The following is a 19,140-nucleotide window of genomic DNA, read 5'->3' on the forward strand; positions in this document are numbered from 1 at the left end:
GCGTTCCCGCATGCGTCATGAGTACCTGCCGCCACCACAGCGCCGTTCCCGGCTCACCCGCCGAGGCCGGCTGGCGCTCTTCCTCGGTACGATCCTCGCGATCGGGGCAGTGGTCCTGATACCGCTGCTGCGGGGTGCGGAAGCCCCCGAACAACCCCGGATGCTGGTGATCTCCGAGGGCTGGCGGGCCTCGCAGGTGTACGCCGCGGTCGACCGCGAGCTCAAACTCCCCGCCGGCTCGGCGAAGGCCGCAGCGGCGACCGCCGGACTGGCACTGCCCGCGGAGGCGAAGGGCAACCCGGAGGGCTACCTCTTCCCGGCGACGTACCCGGTGACCTCGAAGTCCACGCCGGCCGGCCTCCTCGCGTACATGGTGCAGACGGCGAACCGGAAGCTCGCCACCCGGGCCGTCACGGACGGCGGCAGGGTGCACGGGATGACCCCGTACCAGACGGCGACGCTGGCCAGCGTCATCGAGGCGGAGGCCGACAGCCGCACCGACATGGGCAAGGTCGCCCGCGTGGTGCACAACCGGCTGGCGAAGTCGATGCCGCTCCAGATGGACTCCACGATCAACTACGCGCTGAACCGCAGCACGGTCGACACCACGCTGGCCGAGACGCGCATCGACAGCCCCTTCAACTCCTACGAACGCCAGGGCCTGCCGCCCACCCCGATCGACATCCCCGGGCTGGAGGCCATGACGGCCGCCGTCGCCCCGACGCCCGGCGACTGGCTGTTCTTCGTGACGGTCAGGCCGGGGGACACCCGCTTCTCGGCGACGTACGAGGAGCACAAGAAGCACGTGGCGGAGTTCAACCGCCTCCGCGCCGCCGCGGGCGCCCGCGCCAAGGCCGGACCCCCCGCGCACTGACGTTCGGCCAGCCCCTCGCGGAACCGGTCCACGCCGATCAGGGGACCGAGGTCCGGGTGGACTTCACCGCCGGCGACCGGCCGCAGCGGGCCGTGCTCCTCCTGTGCGGCGGCGGTCCGGAAGAGGCCCCGGCGGGGGCCCGGAAGCGGCCCGCGCGGATCAGCCCGCCGGTGCGTCGGCCGCCTGGAGCGACGCCGCTGCCCCCGGTGCCGCGGCCCGCTCCCGGTTCAGCAGGCGGCGGATCTCCCGGGCGGCGGCGCCGCCCGCGCGGTTCGCGCCGATCGTCGACGCCGAGGGGCCGTAGCCCACCAGGTGGATCCGCTCGTCGCGGACGGCCCGGGTGCCCTCGACGCGGATGCCGCCGCCGGGCTCGCGCAGGTGCAGCGGGGCCAGGTGGTCGACCGCCGCGCGGAAGCCGGTGGCCCACAGGATCACGTCCGCCTCCACGCGGCTGCCGTCCGCCCAGAGGACCCCCGTGGGGGTGATGCGGTCGAACACGGGCCTGCGGTCGAGGACCCCCGAGGCCAGGCCGGCCCGTACCGCCGCGTTCAGCGGGAGCCCGGTCACGCTGACCACGCTCCGCGACGGCAGCCCCCGCCGCACCCGCTCGTCGACCAGCGCGACCGCCGCGCGGCCCTCCGCCTCGCCGAAGTCCCCGTCGCGGAACACCGGCGGCCGGCGTGTCACCCAGACGGTCTCCGCCGCCACCTCGGATATCTCCAGCAGGTGCTGCACCGCGGAGGTGCCGCCGCCCACCACGATCACGCGGGCCCCCGCGAACTCCTGCGGCCCCGGGTAGTTCGCGGTGTGCAGCTGGCGGCCGCGGAAGGTCTCCTGACCGGCGTACCGGGGCCAGAACGGGCGGTCCCAGGTGCCCGTGGCATTGATCAGGGCCCGCGCCGACCAGCTGCCGGCGGAGGTTTCCACCCGCAGCCGGCCGTCGGCGGCGCCGCGTACCGCCGAGACGTCCACGGGACGCCGTACGCGCAGGCCGAAGCGGTCCTCGTACGCGGCGAAGTACTCCCCGACCACCTCCGACGAGGGCCGCAGCGGGTCGGCCCCGGTCAGCTCCATGCCGGGCAGGGAGTGCATCCCGTGGACCCTGCCGTAGGTGAGCGAGGGCCAGCGGAACTGCCAGGCCCCGCCCGGGCGGGGCGAGTGGTCCAGGACCACGTGCTCCAGCCCCGCCCGGGTGAGGTGGTACGCGCTGGACAGGCCCGCCTGCCCCGCGCCGACCACCACCACGTCGACGTCCGTGTCCGGGTTCCCGCCCGCGCCCCGCATGAGATCGTTCACGGTTCTACCAACCCGCGGGGGTGCGGGGATCTTCCCGGAAGCCGAGGCCGTTGACCACCCCCTCGCCGGAGGTGAGGATGCGGGCGCCGGTGCGCAGCACCTGGGAGGTGTACGGGTCCCAGACCGCCCAGGCGTCGACCGAGCCGCTGTTGAAGGCGGCCAGGGCGCCTGCCGGCTGGGGGAAGTTGACGGTCACGTCGGAGAGCTTCGGGCCCGCCTGCTCGAGGGACGCGATGAGCTGGAAGTGCGCCGAACTGCCCTGCGCCACAGCGATCTTCTTCCCGCGGAGCTCGGCGGGGGACTGGAGGGCGGAGCCCTTCGGGACGAGGATCGCCTCGCCGGTGGAGGAGCCGTGGGTGGCGGCCACCACGGTGATCTTCGACTTGGCGCCGACGGCGAACACGGGCGGGGTGTTGCCCACGCCGTCGATGTCGACGGCCTTGGCGTTGACGGCCTCCAGCAGCGGCGGCCCGGAGGTGAAGGTGGACCACTTGATGGAGTAGTCGAGGCCGTCCAGCTCACCGGCGGCGCGCAGGAGCGACTCGTTGCCGCCCTTCTGGTCCCCGATGCTGAGGGTGATCTTGGCGCCGCTCTTGCCGGTGTCCGCGGCGGGCGCCGGGCCGGTGTCCGCGGCGGTGTCGCCACCGCAGGCCGTCAGGGCCAGGGACAGCGGGATCAGGGTGGCCAGCAGGGGCAGGGAAAGGGAGTGGCGTCTCATGTCGCTTCTCTTCGATCTCTCGTACGGGCGGGGCGGGGCGGGGAGGGGCGGGGAGGGGAGGCGGGGCAGGATGACGGGGGTGGGGGAGCGGGTGGCCGGACGCGTGGTCAGACGACGCCGAGCTCGGCGAGGAACCGGGAGCGCAGCGCGGCGAACCCCGGGTCGCCGACGTCGCGCGGGCGGTCCAGCGGGACCTGGGTGTCGTAGGAGATCCAGCCCTCGTCCATGACCAGGACGCGGTCGGCCAGCAGGACGGCCTCGTCGACGTCGTGCGTGACCAGCAGCACCGCGCAGCCGCGCCGCTGCCACAGCTGGGCCACCAACTGCTGGGCCTTGATGCGGGTGAGGGCGTCGAGTGCGCCGAACGGCTCGTCGAGCAGCAGCAGATCGGGTTCGCGCACCAGCGCCCGGGCGAGCGAGGCGCGCTGGGCCTCGCCGCCGGACAGGGTTTTGGGCCAGGCGTCCGTACGGTGCTCCAGGCCGACCTCGGCCAGCGCCCGTTCGGCGCGCTCGCGGTCGGGGCGGCCCGGGAGTCCGAGGAGGACGTTGCGCCAGACCCGTTTCCAGGGCATCAGCCGGGGGGCCTGGAAGGCCACCGCGCGCCGCTCCGGGACCAGGACCTCGCCGTCGATCTCGCGGTCCAGGCCGGCCAGGACGCGCAGCAGGGTCGACTTCCCGCATCCGCCGCGGCCCAGGAGGACGGTGAACTACCCGGCGCGCAGCGTCAGATCGAGGCGGTCGATGACGGCCCGCCCGTCGAAGGACCGGGTCAGCCCGGCCACCCGTACGGCGGTGGGGGCGGCTACTGCCCCGTGAAGGTCGGTCGCCATTGCAGCAGCAGCCTTTCGAGAGCGCGGACGACGAGGTCGGCGGTGAGGCCGAGGAAGGCGTAGACGACGAGGCAGACGACGATCACGTCGGTGCGGAAGAACTCGCGGGCCTGGTTCATCAGGAAGCCGATGCCGGCGTCGGCGTTGATGGACTCGCCGAACACCAGGGCCAGCCAGGCGGTGGCCAGGGAGTACCGCAGGCCGGTCATGAACCCGGGCAGTGCGCCCGGCAGGACCACGTGCCGCACCAGTCCCCAGCGTCCGAGGCCCAACGCGCCGCCGGCCTCGATCAGTTGCTCGTCAACCCCGCGGATTCCGGCGTACACGTTCAGGTAGAGGTGGCTGCGGACCGGAGTGCAGGACCGGGCCGCGGGGCCGGATCACCGGACCGGGGAGCTCAGGGCGCGCGGAAGCCGAGCGCGGAGCGCTCGTGTCACGTCAGGGAAGAGAGGGCGTCAGCAGCCGCGGCGACACGCGGCGGAGGCCACCCGCAGCAGGTCGATGTGACCGCGCGTGGTGAGCATGGCTGAACGCAACATGCGGCGAAACCCAGCCAGATGGCCGGAGGCGGGTCAATGGTGTCTCGACCAATGGACCCCGTGTCTCCGATATTGGGACACGCCGCCGTGGACGCGGCGGTCCCGGACCCCGCGGGCGGCGCCGGACGCGCCGAAGGCCCGGCAGCCCCTCGGCCGCTCCGGGTGCTCCGGGTGCTCCGGGCGGGAGGGTGCTGTCGGGCCAGGGTTCGGGGCCAGGGGCCGGGCCGGTCCGGGACGGCGCCCGGAGGCGGCCCGGAGGCGGACCCGGCGGGCGTGGGCGCGCCGGTCAGGCGGACGCGGCGATCCAGGAGGCGAGCTGCTCCGGGGTGGTGGACGGGTCGGCGACCAGGGTGGCCAGCTCGTCCTCCTGGAAGGTGGCCGTGGTGACGGCCGGGCAGCGGTGGCAGGCGTCGACGCCGGTCTGCTGCCACCACTGGCAGCGGGAGCGGAGGTGGCACCGTGGGACCGCGCGGGCATCGGCCGCCGCCGGCGGCGGCAGGGTCAGCACCCGTTCCACCAGGGTGCAGTCGTTCCCCCGCCGGTTCGCGCAGCCGGTGACGCAGTGCGAGGCGAACCGCAGGACGCGGGTCGGCTCGATCCCCTCCGGCACGGCGCCGAGCACCTCGGACGCCGGGACCGGGTCGGCGAGGTACGTCACCCGGCCGTCGGCGCCCGAGCGGACGCCGAGGACGACCGACTCGGGGGCCCGGGCGTCGCCGCTCGGGCACCACGTCGCCGGCGCGGCTGCTGACAGGTCGGTTCCCACGGTGCTCACCCGTCCCGTCAGCCGTCGATCGCGGCGGTCGACTCGTCCAGCGCACGGCCGACGGGCCCGCCGATGGTGCCCTGGAGGCCGAGCGCCTGCTCCTGCTCCACCGCCTGCGCGAGGTTCTCGTGCAGCTGCTGTACGGAGGTGATGCGCGTGGACTGGCTCGGGGCCGTGTCGGCCGCGTTCGCCGCGCCCACCGCCGTGATCGCGATGCCCGCCGCGATCACGGCCGCGGCGCCGCCGGCCTTGAGCTTGTTCTTCTTCATGGGGCTTCTCCCGGTGTGGGCGGCGGAGGGTCCGCCGCGGTCCTGTAGCGGAACGAACGTAGGCCTGTAAAACGGCCCGGAGCGGCAGTGGCGGCGGCAGTTGGGGCGGCCGGCGCGGGCGAGGCGTGGTGCCGGCTGTGCGGGCCCGGCGCGGTCCGAAGGGGACGGCCGAGGGGTGTCGTCAAAGTCGTTACGCCCGGGGGCGGGGCAGGAGCGCGTGTGACGACACCCCTCAAGTCCCGGCGGCGCGCAGGGCGGCCGGGACGGGCCCCGCCGGTTGCAGGGTGAGGCCGGGGAACACCCCGGTCCGCCGGGCCCCCGTGTCCAGGTGGAACCGCTGCCCGAGCACGGCCAGCACGAGCGCCGCCTCCACCCTCGTGGCCGCCGATGTACAGGGTGATGGACTCGTCCCGCAGTTCCTTGCGGGACAGCGGGCCGCCCCGTTCGTCGCGGGCCGCGAGCAGCCGGCTCAGCAGGTCGTCCCGCTCGGCGCCCGCCGCGGAGGCGCTCTCGTGCTCGCGTATGACGTGCTCGATCTCCCGGTCGAGGACCGAGACCGCGGCCCGCATCCGTCGCCGCCCCGGGGTCTGCACCCACGGCGGCAGGAACAGTGTGATCCCGCGGAACTCGGTGCCCAGCTCCCGCTGCGCCGTGGCCATCGCCGCGCTGATGGGTGCCTCGCGGCCGGCGGCGTCGCTCCCGAACAGGGTGCGGACCGCGATCCGCTGGGTGAGCCCGGCCATCTCCCGGTGCACGTCGATCCGGTCGCCCTCGCGCCAGCCGCGGACCAGCGCGTCCGCGCACTCCACCATCGCGGTGGCGTACGAGCGGACCTTGCGCGGCCGTACGGCGGGCTGGACCAGCGCCCGTTTGCGCCGCCAGTCGTCGCCGGTGGCGACGACCACGCCGTTGCCCAGCAACTGCCGGAAGGCCCAGCCCAGTTCGGTCGGCTTGAAGGTGGACTCGAGGGCGCCGAGCAGCTCACCGGCGTGCTCGGGCCGGGACACCAGTACGTTGCGGTGGAGGCCGAGCGACCACGGCACCCAGTCGCCGTAGCCGTCGCGCAGGGATGCGAAGAAGGCCAGCGGATCGCGGGCGAAGGCGGGGAGGTTGCCGAGGAGGGGCCACCGGCGCGGTCCGCGCTCGGTGCCCGGGGGTGGCAGCAGGGTGGCGGTCACCCGGGCATGGTGGCAGCGGACCGCGCGGGACACCAGGGATGGCGCGGCGCCGTTCGTGCGCCGCAGTGAACGGCCGCCGCCCCCAACGCCGTTCAGGCGCTCCGGTGGGCCGTCAGCCAGTCGTGCGCGGCCTCCGCGCTGAACTCCCGCTGCCCGCCGGGGAAGAGGAGGTCCGCGCCGGTGAACGCCGGGTCGTGCGCGGTCTCCGCCACGTACGGGACGGCCACGCACGCCATACCGGCCGCCCGCGCGGCCAGGGCGCCCGGCGCCGCGTCCTCGACGACCACGCAGTCGGCCGGTTCGGCGCCCAGCCGGCGGGCCGCCTCCAGGAACACGTCCGGCGCAGGCTTGCCGTGCGCGACCTCCTCCGCGGAGACCACCGTGGTCAGCAGCGCGTCCAGGCCGGTGCCGGCCAGCACGGCGTCGATCGCCTCCAGGGAAGAGCCGGAGGCCACCGCCATCGGCACGCCGGCGGCGTGCAGCCGCTCGACGAACGCGCGCATCTCGGGGAAGGCCTCGGTCTCGGTGCGGGCCAGCTCCAGGTAGACGGCGTTCTGCTCGGCGAGCAGCTCCTCCACCGGCGCCGCGATCGCGTACCGGTCCTTGAGGATCTCCAGCGTCTCCAGGGTTCCGATGCCGATGAAGCGGGCGTGCTGCTCCCACGTGAAATCGGGTACCCCGTGCCGGGCCAGCGTGCGGCGCCCGGACTCGTAGTAGTTCGGCTCGCTGTCCACGAGGGTGCCGTCGAGATCGAATATGACGGAAATCATCCGATGCGCCCGTCCTGCCGGTCATGTCCTGTCTAGACCATTCTGTCAGGTCTTGCGGGCGGCCCGGCCCACGGACTCGACCAGCGGCAGCAGCCGGTGCGCCACCCGCTCGCGCAGGGCCACCTCGGTCCGGGTGCGGACCACGCCGGGCAGCTGGATCAGCCGCTGGATCACGTCCTCCAGGTGGGCGTTGTCCCGGGCCGCGACGCGCGTGAGCAGGTCTCCGCCGCCGGTGATGGAGAAGGCCTCGATGATCTCCGGGACGGCCGAGAGGGCGTCGCCCACGTCGTCCAGGTGCCCCTGGGTGACCTCGATGTGAACGAAGGCCAGCACCGGGTGCCCGAGCGCGGCGGGGGACAGGGAGGGGCCGGTCCCGGTGATCACCCCGGTCCGCTCCAGTCGGTCCAGCCGGGCCTGAAGGGTGCCGCGGGCCACCCCGAGGAGCCGGGCGTACTCGCGGACGCTGGTGCGCGGCTGCTCGATCAGCAGGCGCAGGATTCTGGTGTCGAGCTCGTCCACCGCCATGCCGCGACTGTACCAATGGCCCACCGCGCCGCGCTCCGAGCCACGAGCCGGCCAGACCTGTCCGCCGCCCGCCCTGTCCGCCGACCCGCCCATCAGCCGACCCGCCCCACCAGTCGTCCGCCCCGTCCGCCGCCCGCCTCGTCCCCCGGCCCGCCCCCGTCAGCCGGTGCGCGCCGGGCCGCCGCGCGGCGGCCACGGGAAGAAGCCGCTCGTCCGCTCCCGGTACGCGGCGTACCCCGGGCGGTCCGCCATGTGCCGCTCCAGCAGGCGCTTCCCGCTGCCCGCGGTCAGCAGGTAGGACATGACCAGCGGAGCCACCACCGAGACCGCCGCCGCCCCCACCGAACCGGCGGCGACCAGGTAGATGCCCCACCACACGCAGAAGTCGCCGAAGTAGTTCGGATGCCGGGTCCAGGACCACAGGCCCCGGTCCATGATCCGCCCCCGGTGCGCGGGATCCGCTTTGAACCGGGCCAGCTGGTGGTCGCCCACCGCCTCGAAGACGAGCCCGGTCAGCCACAGCAGCACGCCCGCGAGCGCGAGCGGGCCGAGCCCGCCGGTCGCGTACGACCCCGCTTGCACCGGCATCGACACCAGCCACACCAGGGCCGCCTGGAGGAGGTAGACCATGCGCAGCGCGTACAGGTTCCGGTTCCCCGGAGCCTTCGCCAGCATCCGGTCGTACCGCGGGTCCTCGCCGTGCCCGCCGCCGCGCCACGCGATGTGCCCGGCCAGCCGCAGCCCCCAGACCGCCGTGAGCACGGCAAGCAGCAGCGCCCGTCCGCCGCCGTCGGACATCCCGTACGTCGCCGCGGCCACCGCGGCGAAGGCGAGGCCCCAGGCCACGTCCACGACCCGGTGCATCCGCTTGCGCACGCCGACCGCGAAGGTGGCGAGCATGACCGCGAGGGCGACCGCGGCGGAGACCGCCAGGTTGATCCCGAAACCGGACCAGTTCACGCCCGGTCACCGTCCGCGTCCCCGGCCGTCAGCAGGATCTGGTGCACGTCCAGGTAGCCCGAGGCGAACCCGGCCTCGCAGTACGCCAGGTAGAAGGTCCACATCCGCCGGAAGGTCTCGTCGAAACCCAGCTCGGCGACGCGGCCGGCCCGCTCGGTGAACCGTTCCCGCCACAGCTTCAGGGTCTGCGCGTAGTGCGCCCCGTACCCCTCGCAGCGGGCCACCCGCAGCCCGGTGTGCCGGCGTGCCATCTCCTCCACCACCTGGACCGACGGCAGCATCCCGCCCGGGAAGATGTACTTGTGGATCCAGGTGTACGTGTCCTTGGTCGCCAGCATCCGCTCGTGCGGCATGGTGATCGCCTGGATCGCCACCCGTCCGCCCGGTGCCACCAGCCGGTCGAGCGTGGCGAAGTAGACCGGCCAGTACTCGGCGCCGACCGCCTCGATCATCTCCACGCTGACCACGGCGTCGTAACTGCCCCGCGCCTCGCGGTAGTCGCAGAGCCGGACCTCCACCCGGTCCTCCACCCCGGCGGCCTTGATCCGCCGCTCCGCGAGGTCCTTCTGTTCCCGCGACAGGGTCAGGGTGACGACGCGGGCGCCCCGCCGGGCGGCCCGGATCGCCAGCTCGCCCCATCCGGTGCCGATCTCCAGCAGCCGGGTGTCCGGGCCGACGGCGGCCAGGTCCAGCAGCATGTCGATCTTCCGGTGCTGCGCCGCGGCGAGGTCCTCGTGACGGGCGGGCAGGGCGCGGAACACCGCCGAGGAGTACGTCATCGTCATGTCGAGGAACTCGCCGAACAGCTCGTTGGACAGGTCGTAGTGGCGCTCGATGTTGCTGCGGGAGCCGTCCGGGGTGTTGCGGTCGGTCACCGGGTGCCGGGCCGCCCACAGCCCGCGCAGCCGCTGGAGCGGCGCCGGCACCAGGGCCGCGACGTGCCCGGCCAGCACCGTCAGCACCGCCACCGGGTCCCGGGCGTCCCACTCGCCGGCCACGTAGGACTCGCCGAAGCCGATCAGGCCCTCGGCCGCGATCCGCCGCTCGAAGGCGATGGGGTCGTGCACGGCCATGGCGGGACCGCCCCGGCCCAGGGTCCCGTCGGGCCCCATCCGGACCTGGAGCGGCAGCCGGTCCAGGGCCCGGCGGATGATCAGCCGGCCGACCGCCGCCCGGGTCCGGGAGCACGGCGGCACCAAGGGAAGAGTCGTCGTCGCGGTCACTTCACACCCTCCTGGGGTACGGGTCGGGGGCGCGGCCGCACCGGCACGCCGCGCAGCCACAGCCGGATGCCGTGGAAACGGATGCCCACCGCCACGGCGGCGGTGGACCAGGGGTGGCGCAGGGCGGCCCGCAGGACACCGCGGGCGCCGGCTGGTCGGCGCACACCGCGGACGGTGGCCGTCAGCCGGGCACCGTCGGCCCCACCGGCGAGCTGGACGCTCAGGGCGAGGCGGCCGTCCGGCGCGGGCAGCCGCATCCGGTAGGCGCCGTCCACGTCGAGGAAGGGGGAGACGTAGAACTCCTTGGGCACGCTGCCCTCGGCCTCGGCGGCCTCCGGGCCGAGCAGGTAGCAGTGGCGCCCGCCGTACGTGTTGTGCACCTCGGCCACCACCTGGCGCAGGGCCCCGTCCGGGCCGTGGCACCAGTACACGGTGAGCGGGTTGAAGACGTACCCGAAGACCCGGGCGTGCGCGAGCATCCGCACCCGGCTCCCGGGCGGCAGCGGCACGCCCCGGGACGCGAGGAAGCCGTCCAGGCCCGCCCGGATGGTGGGCCGGCCGCCGCCGAAGTGGTCCCGCGGGTCGAAGCGGGCCAGGGTCCGCAGCGGCCCCGGCAGGCGCGGCAGTTCGTCGAGGTCCACCAGCCACAGGTAGGTGCGGTGCCGCAGCGCGTACGCGGGTCCGCCGGCGCGCACGTGCCGGATGTCGGCCTCGTACAGGGCGGGCTTCACCACACCACGCCCAGCGCGGCCGCGGCCTCCACGCCGGAACGGCAGCCGTCCTCGTGGAAGCCCCACCCGTGGTAGGCCCCGGCAAAGGCCGTCACCGGCCCGGACAGGGCGGGCAGCAGCCGCTGGGCGGCCACCGACTCCGGCGTGTACACGGGGTGTTCGTACTCCATCTCCGCCAGGACCCGGTCCGGCCGCACCGCGCCGGCGCCCGCGTTCAGGGTCACCACGTACGCCTCCGGCGAGTCCAGCCCCTGGAGGCGGTTCATGTCGTAGCTCACCCGGACCCGCGCCTCGTCCGGCCCGCAGCCCGACAGCCGGTAGTTCCAGCAGGCGCGGGCCCCGCCCGCGCGCGGCAGCACCGAGTCGTCGGTGTGCAGGACCGTCCGGTTGCGGGAGTAGCGGAACGCGCCGAGCGCGGCCCGCTCGGCGTCCGTCGGGTCGGTCAGCAGCCCCAGCGCCTGGTCGGCGTGGACGGCCACGACCACCGAGTCGTACAGCACCTCGGCGCCGCCCGCGGTGGTGACGCGCACGCCCTCCGGGGTGCGCGCCAGGGCCCGTACCGGGGTCGCGGAGTACACCGTGTCCAGGCGTTCCCGGAGCCGTTCCACGTACTGCTGCGAGCCGCCCGTGACCGTGCGCCAGCTCGGCGAGCCGCCCACCGCGAGCATCCCGTGGTGGTCGAGGAAGCGGAACAGGTAGCGGGCGGGGTAGCGCAGCGCGGTGTCCGCCGGGCAGGACCACACCGAGGCCACCAGCGGGATCGCGAAGTGCGCGGTGAAGTAGGGGCCGAAGCCGCAGCGCTCCAGGAACGCGCCGAGGGTTATCTCGCGGGTGGTCTCCGGCGCGGCCAGCAGCCGCCGGGCCTGCCGGTGGAACACCGGGACCTGCGCCAGCATCCGCAGGTACGCGGGCCGCAGGGCGCTGCGCGGCCGGGCGAACAGGCCCCGGGGCCCGCGGGCGCCGGCGTATTCCAGACCGCAGCCCTCGCAGTGCACCGACAGGCTCATCGTCGTCGGCCGGGTGGCGACGCCCAGTTCCGCGAAGAGCCGCAGCAGCTGCGGGTACGTGCGGTCGTTGTGGACGATGAAGCCGGAGTCCACCGCCCGTATCCGTCCGTCGGGGCCCTTCAGGTCGTGGGTGTGGGCGTGTCCGCCCAGCCGGTCGTCGGCCTCGTACAGGGTGACCTCGTGGCTGCGGGCCAGCACGTATGCTGCCGTAAGCCCCGAAACGCCCCCGCCGACCACGGCCGTGCGCGGCCGCGGTCCTTCTCGTTCGGTCATCGCGTTCCCTCCTTCAGCGGTACTTCGGAGCCGGAGGGGGTCCGGATGTGTCGCCGGGCGAACCGGGCCACCACGATTTCGGGCCGAGGTCCAGTACGAGCGCCGGAACGAGCAGCGAGCGGACCACCAGCGTGTCCAGCAGGACGCCGAACGTCACGATGAAGGCGATCTGCACCAGGAAGGCGAGCGGGATGACCCCGAGGGCCGCGAAGGTCGCCGCGAGCACCACCCCGGCGGAGGTGATCACCCCGCCGGTGGACGTCAGGCCGCGCAGGACGCCCTCCCGGTGGCCGTGCGCCGCGGTCTCCTCGCGGACCCGGGACATCAGGAAGATGTTGTAGTCGACGCCCAGGGCGACCAGGAAGACGAAGCCGTAGAGCGGGACGGAGGAGTCCGTGCCCGTGAACCCGAACACCCCGCCGAAGACGAGGGCGGCGACGCCCAGCGTGGCGAGGAAGTTGAGCGCCACCGTGGCCACCAGCAGCAGCGGCATCACCAGGGAGCGCAGCAGCCCCGCCAGGATCACCAGGATGATCGCCAGCACCACCGGCACGATCAGCACCCGGTCCCGGGCGGCGGTCCGCTGGGTGTCGTACTGCTGGGCCGTGTAGCCGCCGACGAGCGCGTCGGCCCCGGGGACCGCGTGCACTGCCGTCCGCAGCCCGGCCACCGCGTCCTTGGCCGCGTCGCTGTCGGCCGCGTCCGACAGGACGGCGTCGATGCGGACCCGCCCGCCCGGACCGGGCGCCCCGGTCTGGGCCGCGCTCGCCACGCCCGGGACGGCCCGGGCGGCGGCGACGACCTCGGCGGAGCGGTCCGCGTCGGCGATCACCACGGCCGGATTGCCCGCACCGCCCGGGAAGTGGGCGCCGAGCGAGGCCTGCGCGGACACGGAGGGAGCGTCGTTCACGAAGATCTCGTCGAGCGGCACGCCCTTCGAGTGCAGCATCGGGGAAAAGGCGGCGCAGGCCAGCAGTCCGGCCAGGGTCAGCGCCCAGACCCGCCGCGGCGCCCGGTCCACCAGCGCCGCGACCCGGGCCCACAGCCGGTGGCCGCCGTCCGCGGCGGACTTCGGGCGGGCCGGCCAGTACGCGGCGCGGCCCAGCAGGACCAGGACGGCGGGCAGGAAGGTGAGGGCGGCCAGGACCGCGCAGCCGATCCCGATCGCGCCCACCGGGCCCAGCGCCCGGTTGTTGGTGAGGTCGCTGAGCAGGAGCGCCAGCAGCCCGAGGGCGACCGTGGCGGCGCTGGCCGTGACCGGGCCGAGCGTACGCCGCCAGGCGGCCCGCATCGCGTCGAACCGGTCGGGCCGCTCGGCCAGCTCCTCGCGGAACCGGGCCGTCAGCAGCAGCGCGTAGTCCGTCGCGGCGCCGATGACCAGGATCGACAGGATGCCCTGCACCTGTCCGTCGACCCGTACGAGGCCCCGGTCGGCCAGCGCGTACACGATCGCGCACGCCAGCCCGAGGGCGAGCACCGCCCCGAAGACGACCACCAGCGGCAGCAGCACGCTGCGGTAGACCCCGAGCAGGATGACCAGGACGGTGGCCAGCGCCACCCCCACCAGCAGCCCGTCGATCCCGGCGAACGCGTCGCCCAGGTCCGCCTGGGTGGCCGCCGGTCCCGCGAGCAGCGCGGTGGCCCCGGGTACGGTCGCGGCCGCCTCCCGTACCTCGTCCAGCACGTCCGGCAGCGCGTCCCCGAGGTCGGGCCGCAGCGGTACCACGCCCTGCAGGGCCCGGCCGTCCTGCGACGGCAGCGCCGGCGAGGCCGGTCCGGCCGTGCCCGCCCGCCCTCCGAGCGAGGCGAGGGCGGCCGTCGCGGCCTCCCGCTGGCCGGCGGTCACCCGCTGCCCCTCCGGGACGGTCCACACCACGACGGCGGGCAGCGATTCGGTCTGCCGCAGGGCGCGCTGGGCCTCCACCACCCGGGTGGACTCCGCGCTGCGCGGGAGGAAGGCCGCCTGGTCGTTGGTGGCGACCTCGCCGAGCTTGCCGGCGTACGGGCCGAGCAGCCCGCCGACGGCCAGCCAGCCGATCAGCAGCAGGAACGGAATCACCAGGCGGGTGATCCGCGGGGACGGGTGCATGGCACTCCCGGTTCCGAGGGGTGTCTGTGTTCTTGTGGTGCTTCGGGTGCTTGTGGTGCTTCGGTGCGGTGGCTCTGGTGGCTCTGGTGGTGCGGCGCTCCCGGCGCCGCGGTGCGAGTGTCGGGGGTATCTGCATCGGCTTTCGGCCAGGACACGTCATCCGGATGCGCCGATCGGGGGAACGGCGCATCCGGACGGGCCGGACCATCGGAAACCCGTACGGGACGACAAGGAGCGGAGACGACCATGACGGGCCTGAATTGCCTGGTCACCGGGGCCACCGGCTACATCGGCGGCCGACTGGTGCCCGAACTCCTCGACGCCGGGCACCGGGTGCGCTGCCTGGCCCGCACCCCGGCGAAGCTGCGCGACCACCCGTGGGCGGGCCGCGCCGAGGTGGTGGCGGGCGACGCCACCGACGCGGGATCGGTCGCTGCCGCCCTGGAGGGCATCGACGTGGCCTACTACCTGGTCCACGCCCTCGGCGGCGGCTCCGGCTTCGAGGACCGTGACCGGGACGCCGCCCGGATCTTCGCCGAGCAGGCCGCCGCGGCCGGGGTCCGCCGCATCGTCTACCTCGGCGGGCTCACGCCCTCCGGCATCCCGACCCGGGAACTCTCCCCGCACCTGCGCTCCCGCTCCGAGGTCGGTGAGATCCTCCTCGCGGGCACCGTCCCCGCCACCGTCCTGCGCGCCGCCGTCATCATCGGCTCCGGCTCGGCTTCCTTCGAGATGCTGCGCTACCTCACCGAGCGACTGCCGGTCATGGTCACCCCCAGCTGGGTCGGCACCCGCTGCCAGCCCATCGCCGTCCGCGACGTCCTGCGCTACCTCGTCGGCAGCGCCACCATGCCGCCCGAGGCGGACCGGGCCTTCGACATCGGCGGCCCGGACGTGCTCACGTACGAGGAGATGATGCGCCGGTACGCCGTGGTGGCGGAGCTCCCCAAACGGCTCATCCTGAGGGTGCCCATGCTCACACCCCGGCTCTCCAGCCACTGGATCGGCCTCGTCACCCCGGTACCGCGGGCACTGGCCCGGCCGCTGGCCGAATCCCTGCGCCACGAGGTGGTCTGCTCCGAGCACGACATCGCGCGGTACGTGTCCGATCCGCCGGGCGCCCCCATCGGCTTCGACCAGGCGCTCGCGCTGGCCCTGCGCCGGGTGCGGGAGGCCAGGGTGGACACCCGCTGGTCCTCCGCCTCCGTCCCGGGCGCGCCCAGCGACCCGCTGCCGACCGACCCCGACTGGGCCGGCGGCAGCCTCTACAAGGACGAGCGGGAGCGGGACGTCGGTGCCTCGCCCGAGGCGCTGTGGCGGGTGGTGGAGGGCATCGGCGGCGAGAACGGCTGGTACTCCTTCCCGCTGGCCTGGTCCGTGCGGGGCTGGCTGGACCGGCTCGCGGGCGGGGTCGGCATCCGCCGCGGCCGGCGGGACGCGGTCCACCTTCGGGTGGGGGACTCCCTCGACTTCTGGCGGGTGGAGGAGATCGAACCGGGCCGCCTGCTGCGTCTGCGCGCCGAGATGCGGCTGCCGGGACTCGCCTGGCTGGAGATGCACGCGGACCCCTGCCAGGACGCCCCCGGCGCGGGGAACGGCTCGGGCCCGGCGCTCCGGACGGCGGCCGCCGCCGAGTCGGGAACGCCCGGCGGGAACGGCAGCGGGAACGGCAGTGGGAACGGCAGTGGGAACGGCAGTGGGAACGGGAACGGCAGCGGGAACGGCAGTGGGAACGGCAGCGGGAACGGGAACGGCGGCCGGAACGGGGTTCCGGTTCCCGGCGCGCCGGCCACCGGCTCCGGGACGGCCCGGACGCGGTACCGGCAGCGGGCGCTGTTCCACCCGCACGGGCTGCTGGGCCACCTGTACTGGTGGAGCGTGTCGCCCTTCCACGCCGTCGTCTTCGGCGGCATGGCCCGCAACATCGCCCGCGCCGCCGAACGCCTCGACGCCGCCGAGGGCGGCGGCGCATCCAAGGGGGGCCCCGTCACCGAAGTACCGGTCGACAGCCGTCCCCCACAGTCCTGACGCGGAGCGAGAGCCTCATGAACGTCGCGGTGGTCCTGTACACCTCAGACCTGCGCCTGCACGACCATCCGCCGCTGCTGGCGGCCCTCTCCTCCTGCGACCGGGTCGTCCCGCTCTTCGTCCGCGACCGCGCCGTCGAGACCGCCCCCGGTTTCGCCTCGCCCAACCGGCGGGCGTTCCTCGCCGACTGCCTCACCGATCTCGACGCCGGCCTGCGCGAACGCGGCGGCCGGCTCGTCGTCCGCTCCGGGGACGCCGTCGCGCAAACCACCGCCCTGGTCCGGGAGGCCGACGCCGACGAGGTCCACATGTCCGCCGGGGTCAGCGCCTACGCCCACGCCCGCGAGGAACGCCTGCGCGCCGCCCTCGAAGCCGAGGGCCGGCGGCTGTACGTGCACGACATGGTGGTCACCACCGTCGCCCCGGGCGCCGTCACCCCCGCCGGATCCGACCACTTCGCCGTCTTCACCCCGTACTTCCGCCGCTGGGCCGACCTGCCGCCGCGGCCCGTGGGCAACGCCCCGCGCGCACTGCGCGTCCCCGACGGCATCGGCTCCGAGCCGCTGCCCGAGCGCACCGCCGTCACCGGCACCTCCCCGGGGCTCGCCCGCGGCGGCGAGAGCGAGGCCCGCCTGCTGCTGACGAACTGGCTGCGCTCCGGCATCACGCGCTACGAGGACGTCCACGACGACCTGGCGGGTGACGCCACCTCCCGGCTCTCCCCGCACCTCCACTTCGGCACCCTCTCGCCCACCGAGGCCGTGCAGCGCGCCCGCGCCGCGGGCGGCCCCGGCGCCGACGCCTTCGTACGGCAGCTCTGCTGGCGCGACTTCCACCACCAGGTGCTCGCCGCCCGCCCCGCGGCCGCCGCCGAGGACTACCACAACCGCCAGGACCACTGGCGCACGGGCCGCGCCGCCGAAGAGGAGACCGAGGCCTGGAAGGAGGGGCGCACCGGCTACCCCGTGGTCGACGCGGCGATGCGCCAGCTGCGCCACGAGGGCTGGATGCACAACCGCGGCCGGCTGCTCGCCGCGAGCTTCCTCGCCAAGACCCTGTACGTCGACTGGCGGGTCGGCGCGCGCCACTTCATGGACCTGCTCGTGGACGGGGACCTCGCCAACAACCAGCTCAACTGGCAGTGGGTCGCCGGGACGGGCACCGACACCCGGCCCAACCGCGTCCTCAACCCGGTCCGCCAGGGCCTGCGCTACGACCCCGAGGGCCGCTACGTGCACCGCTGGGTGCCGGAGCTCGCCGACCTGCCCGCGCCGCGCGTGCACGAGCCCTGGCGGCTGCCCGCCCCGGAGCGCGCGCGGTACGACTACCCGGACCCGGTGGTGGAGCTCGCCGACGGCCTCGACCGGTTCCGCAACGGCCGGGGGACCGGATGAGCGCCGCCGGGCCGGCGTACCGCCCCGGGACCCACCGCCCCGGTCCGCGCCCCTCCCGCCGCAGCCCCGCGCGCGGGATCCGCACCCGGACGTCCGGCCCCGCGCCGGACGTATCGTGAGCGGGTGCAGCCCGTGCCGCCGACCACACCGCCGCAGGACCTCCCCGCCGCCGCGCTGAGCACCGGAGCCGTCGCCCGGCGCCTGGGGGTGTCACCCACCACGCTGCGCTCCTGGGAGCGCCGGTACGCGATCGGCCCGGCCCGCCGCGAGGACGGCCGGCACCGCCGGTGGACCGCCCAGGACATCGCCCGCCTGGAGCTGATGTGCCGGCTCACCGCGCAGGGCGTGCCCCCGGCCGAGGCGGCGCGGGCCGCCCAGGACACCGCTCCCGCGGCACCCGCCGTACGGGAGGAGACGGGCCGGGCCCCCGGCGGGCCCAACGCGCTGCCCCTCGGCGAGGTCCGCCCGGAGTGCCGGGGGCTCGCGCGGGCCGCCGTACGCCTGGACGCGCCGGCCGTGGAGGAACTCCTGGACGCCGCCCTCGCGGAGCACGGCCTGGTCACCGCCTGGGAGGAGGTCATCGCGCCGACCCTGCACGCGGTGGGTCGCAAGTGGGCCTCGGCCGGGGAGCGCTACGTCGAGGTCGAGCACCTGCTGTCCTGGTACGTCTCCTCGGCGCTGCGCCGGATCCGGACCGCGCCCGGCAGACCGCGCACCCCGCCGGTGCTGCTCGCGTGCGTGCCCGGCGAGCTGCACAGCCTGCCGATGGAGGCGCTGGCCGCGGCCCTCGGCGAGAGGGGCCTGCCGGTACGGATGTTCGGGCCCGCGCTGCCCGCCGAAGCGCTGCACGAGGCCGTACGGCGCACCGGCCCCCGTGCCGTCGTGCTGTGGTCCCAGTCCCGGACGACCGCCGACCGGGGCCTGGTCCGTTCCGTGGCCGGGATCGAGTGGGGACTGCGCGGCGCCCGCGGGCACTCGGCCCTGCTGCTCGCAGGACCGGGCTGGGCCTCGGGGCCGCAGGACCCGCGCACCGAGCGGCTGTTCGGACTGCGCTCCGGGGTCGACGTCATCGCGGCACTGGCAGCGGGGGCGCCTCCAGCGAGCGGCGCAGGACGTGCAGCGCCCGCCGCATATGGCTCTTGACGGTGCCCAGCGGCAGCCCGGTGCGGGCCGCGATCTGGGTCTGGGTGAGGTCTCCGTAGAAGGCCAGGCGCAGCACCCGCTGCTGCGCCGAGGGCAGCCGGGACAGCTCTCCGAGGACGAGCACCCGGTCCACCACGCGCTCCGGCTCGGGCTCCGGCCAGGCGTGCCCGCCGGGCCGCGGGACCAGGGCCGGGAAGGCCCGCGCGGCCGCGGCGGCCGCGCGGGCGCGCCGGGTCCGCGCCTCCAGGGCGTCGGCCACCTTGTGCCGGGTGATGCCGGTGAGCCAGGCCCCGAGCCCGCCGGGCCCCGGGCGGTAGCCGTGCCGGCCGCGCCAGGCCGCCAGGAACACCTGCTGGGTCACGTCCTCGGCCTCCCGCTCGTCGCCCAGTGAGCGGCGTGCCAGGGAGTGCACCAGCGGCCGCCAGCGACGGTAGACCGCCTCCATGCAGCCCTCGTCGCCCGCCGCGAATCCGGCGGTGACGCGTTCCTCGCGTTCCTCGTCGTCCATGGCACGAGCCTCGCGAGCA

General features: G+C 75.0%; 19 protein-coding genes and 2 pseudogenes. 4 read left to right on the forward strand and 17 right to left on the reverse strand.

What is annotated here, in order from left to right; all coding sequences use genetic code 11:
• Positions 1–10: 10 nt before the first annotated feature.
• Positions 11–874, forward strand: a complete 864-nt coding sequence (gene mltG / locus ACFWTC_RS12855; RefSeq protein WP_384027032.1) for an endolytic transglycosylase MltG — start codon at positions 11–13, stop codon at positions 872–874.
• A gap of 159 nt (positions 875–1,033) precedes the next feature.
• Here mltG and ACFWTC_RS12860 read toward each other — a convergent pair whose 3' ends face one another.
• The 16 genes and pseudogenes from ACFWTC_RS12860 to ACFWTC_RS12935 form a co-directional block, all read right to left on the reverse strand.
• On the reverse strand, positions 1,034–2,158 hold the full coding sequence (locus ACFWTC_RS12860; RefSeq protein WP_383916803.1) for an FAD-dependent oxidoreductase: 1,125 nt from the start codon (positions 2,156–2,158) through the stop codon (positions 1,034–1,036).
• Positions 2,159–2,204: 46 nt separating this feature from the next.
• Positions 2,205–2,888, reverse strand: a pseudogene (locus ACFWTC_RS12865) (ABC transporter substrate-binding protein); the annotation flags it as partial.
• Between the two features lie 107 nt (positions 2,889–2,995).
• Entirely contained in the window at positions 2,996–3,583 is a 588-nt protein-coding gene (locus ACFWTC_RS12870) for an ABC transporter ATP-binding protein (RefSeq protein WP_384027117.1), read from the reverse strand.
• Positions 3,584–3,595: 12 nt separating this feature from the next.
• Complete coding sequence (locus ACFWTC_RS12875) at positions 3,596–3,718, reverse strand: hypothetical protein (protein WP_384027031.1); 123 nt, start codon at positions 3,716–3,718, stop codon at positions 3,596–3,598.
• Positions 3,691–4,068 (reverse strand): annotated as a pseudogene (locus tag ACFWTC_RS12880) (ABC transporter permease); the annotation flags it as partial. The gene ACFWTC_RS12875 and the pseudogene ACFWTC_RS12880, both read right to left, overlap by 28 nt.
• 105 nt (positions 4,069–4,173) lie before the next feature.
• Positions 4,174–4,257, reverse strand: coding sequence for a putative leader peptide (locus ACFWTC_RS12885; protein ID WP_351276907.1), 84 nt, complete (start codon positions 4,255–4,257; stop codon positions 4,174–4,176).
• A gap of 286 nt (positions 4,258–4,543) precedes the next feature.
• The gene (locus ACFWTC_RS12890) at positions 4,544–5,023 is read right to left on the reverse strand and encodes a hypothetical protein (RefSeq protein WP_383916742.1); all 480 of its coding nucleotides are present in this window, start codon (positions 5,021–5,023) and stop codon (positions 4,544–4,546) included.
• Between the two features lie 17 nt (positions 5,024–5,040).
• On the reverse strand, positions 5,041–5,292 hold the full coding sequence (locus ACFWTC_RS12895; protein ID WP_267719047.1) for a hypothetical protein: 252 nt from the start codon (positions 5,290–5,292) through the stop codon (positions 5,041–5,043).
• Positions 5,289–6,470, reverse strand: coding sequence for a cytochrome P450 (locus tag ACFWTC_RS12900; protein WP_384027029.1), 1,182 nt, complete (start codon positions 6,468–6,470; stop codon positions 5,289–5,291). Before ACFWTC_RS12900 ends, ACFWTC_RS12895 begins: the two co-directional genes overlap by 4 nt.
• 92 nt (positions 6,471–6,562) lie before the next feature.
• Positions 6,563–7,240: an HAD family hydrolase gene (locus tag ACFWTC_RS12905; RefSeq protein WP_383916748.1), complete on the reverse strand. Its 678-nt coding sequence runs from the start codon at positions 7,238–7,240 to the stop codon at positions 6,563–6,565.
• Positions 7,241–7,285: 45 nt separating this feature from the next.
• On the reverse strand, positions 7,286–7,765 hold the full coding sequence (locus ACFWTC_RS12910) for an Lrp/AsnC family transcriptional regulator (RefSeq protein ID WP_267719050.1): 480 nt from the start codon (positions 7,763–7,765) through the stop codon (positions 7,286–7,288).
• A 159-nt stretch (positions 7,766–7,924) separates the two neighbouring features.
• Complete coding sequence (locus ACFWTC_RS12915) at positions 7,925–8,725, reverse strand: DUF1295 domain-containing protein (protein WP_383916751.1); 801 nt, start codon at positions 8,723–8,725, stop codon at positions 7,925–7,927.
• Positions 8,722–10,059 carry a class I SAM-dependent methyltransferase gene (locus ACFWTC_RS12920; RefSeq protein WP_383916806.1) on the reverse strand — a complete coding sequence of 446 codons (1,338 nt, stop codon included), beginning with the start codon at positions 10,057–10,059 and terminating at the stop codon, positions 8,722–8,724. Before ACFWTC_RS12920 ends, ACFWTC_RS12915 begins: the two co-directional genes overlap by 4 nt.
• The gene (locus ACFWTC_RS12925) at positions 9,945–10,682 is read right to left on the reverse strand and encodes a DUF1365 domain-containing protein (RefSeq protein WP_384027027.1); all 738 of its coding nucleotides are present in this window, start codon (positions 10,680–10,682) and stop codon (positions 9,945–9,947) included. Before ACFWTC_RS12925 ends, ACFWTC_RS12920 begins: the two co-directional genes overlap by 115 nt.
• Positions 10,676–11,959, reverse strand: coding sequence for an NAD(P)/FAD-dependent oxidoreductase (locus tag ACFWTC_RS12930; RefSeq protein ID WP_384027025.1), 1,284 nt, complete (start codon positions 11,957–11,959; stop codon positions 10,676–10,678). The genes ACFWTC_RS12925 and ACFWTC_RS12930 overlap by 7 nt, the downstream gene beginning before the upstream one ends.
• Before the next feature lie 13 nt (positions 11,960–11,972).
• The gene (locus tag ACFWTC_RS12935) at positions 11,973–14,048 is read right to left on the reverse strand and encodes an MMPL family transporter (RefSeq protein ID WP_384027023.1); all 2,076 of its coding nucleotides are present in this window, start codon (positions 14,046–14,048) and stop codon (positions 11,973–11,975) included.
• Positions 14,049–14,294: 246 nt separating this feature from the next.
• Between ACFWTC_RS12935 and ACFWTC_RS12940 the strand changes: the two genes are divergently transcribed.
• The 3 genes from ACFWTC_RS12940 to ACFWTC_RS12950 all read left to right on the forward strand — a co-directional run bounded on the left by ACFWTC_RS12940 (position 14,295) and on the right by ACFWTC_RS12950 (position 18,613).
• Positions 14,295–16,076 (forward strand): SDR family oxidoreductase, encoded by a 1,782-nt coding sequence (locus ACFWTC_RS12940; RefSeq protein WP_384027021.1) that lies wholly within the window; start codon positions 14,295–14,297, stop codon positions 16,074–16,076.
• 17 nt (positions 16,077–16,093) lie between these two features.
• Entirely contained in the window at positions 16,094–17,470 is a 1,377-nt protein-coding gene (locus ACFWTC_RS12945; protein WP_383916765.1) for a cryptochrome/photolyase family protein, read from the forward strand.
• A gap of 123 nt (positions 17,471–17,593) precedes the next feature.
• Entirely contained in the window at positions 17,594–18,613 is a 1,020-nt protein-coding gene (locus ACFWTC_RS12950; protein WP_383916768.1) for a MerR family transcriptional regulator, read from the forward strand.
• On the opposite strand, the gene ACFWTC_RS12955 is transcribed toward ACFWTC_RS12950, so the two are convergent.
• Positions 18,537–19,121: an RNA polymerase sigma factor gene (locus ACFWTC_RS12955; RefSeq protein ID WP_383916770.1), complete on the reverse strand. Its 585-nt coding sequence runs from the start codon at positions 19,119–19,121 to the stop codon at positions 18,537–18,539. The genes ACFWTC_RS12950 and ACFWTC_RS12955 overlap by 77 nt on opposite strands.
• Positions 19,122–19,140 lie beyond the last annotated feature (19 nt).

Source organism: Streptomyces sp. NPDC058619 (assembly GCF_042717785.1).
Taxonomy (GTDB): Bacteria; Actinomycetota; Actinomycetes; order Streptomycetales; family Streptomycetaceae; genus Streptomyces.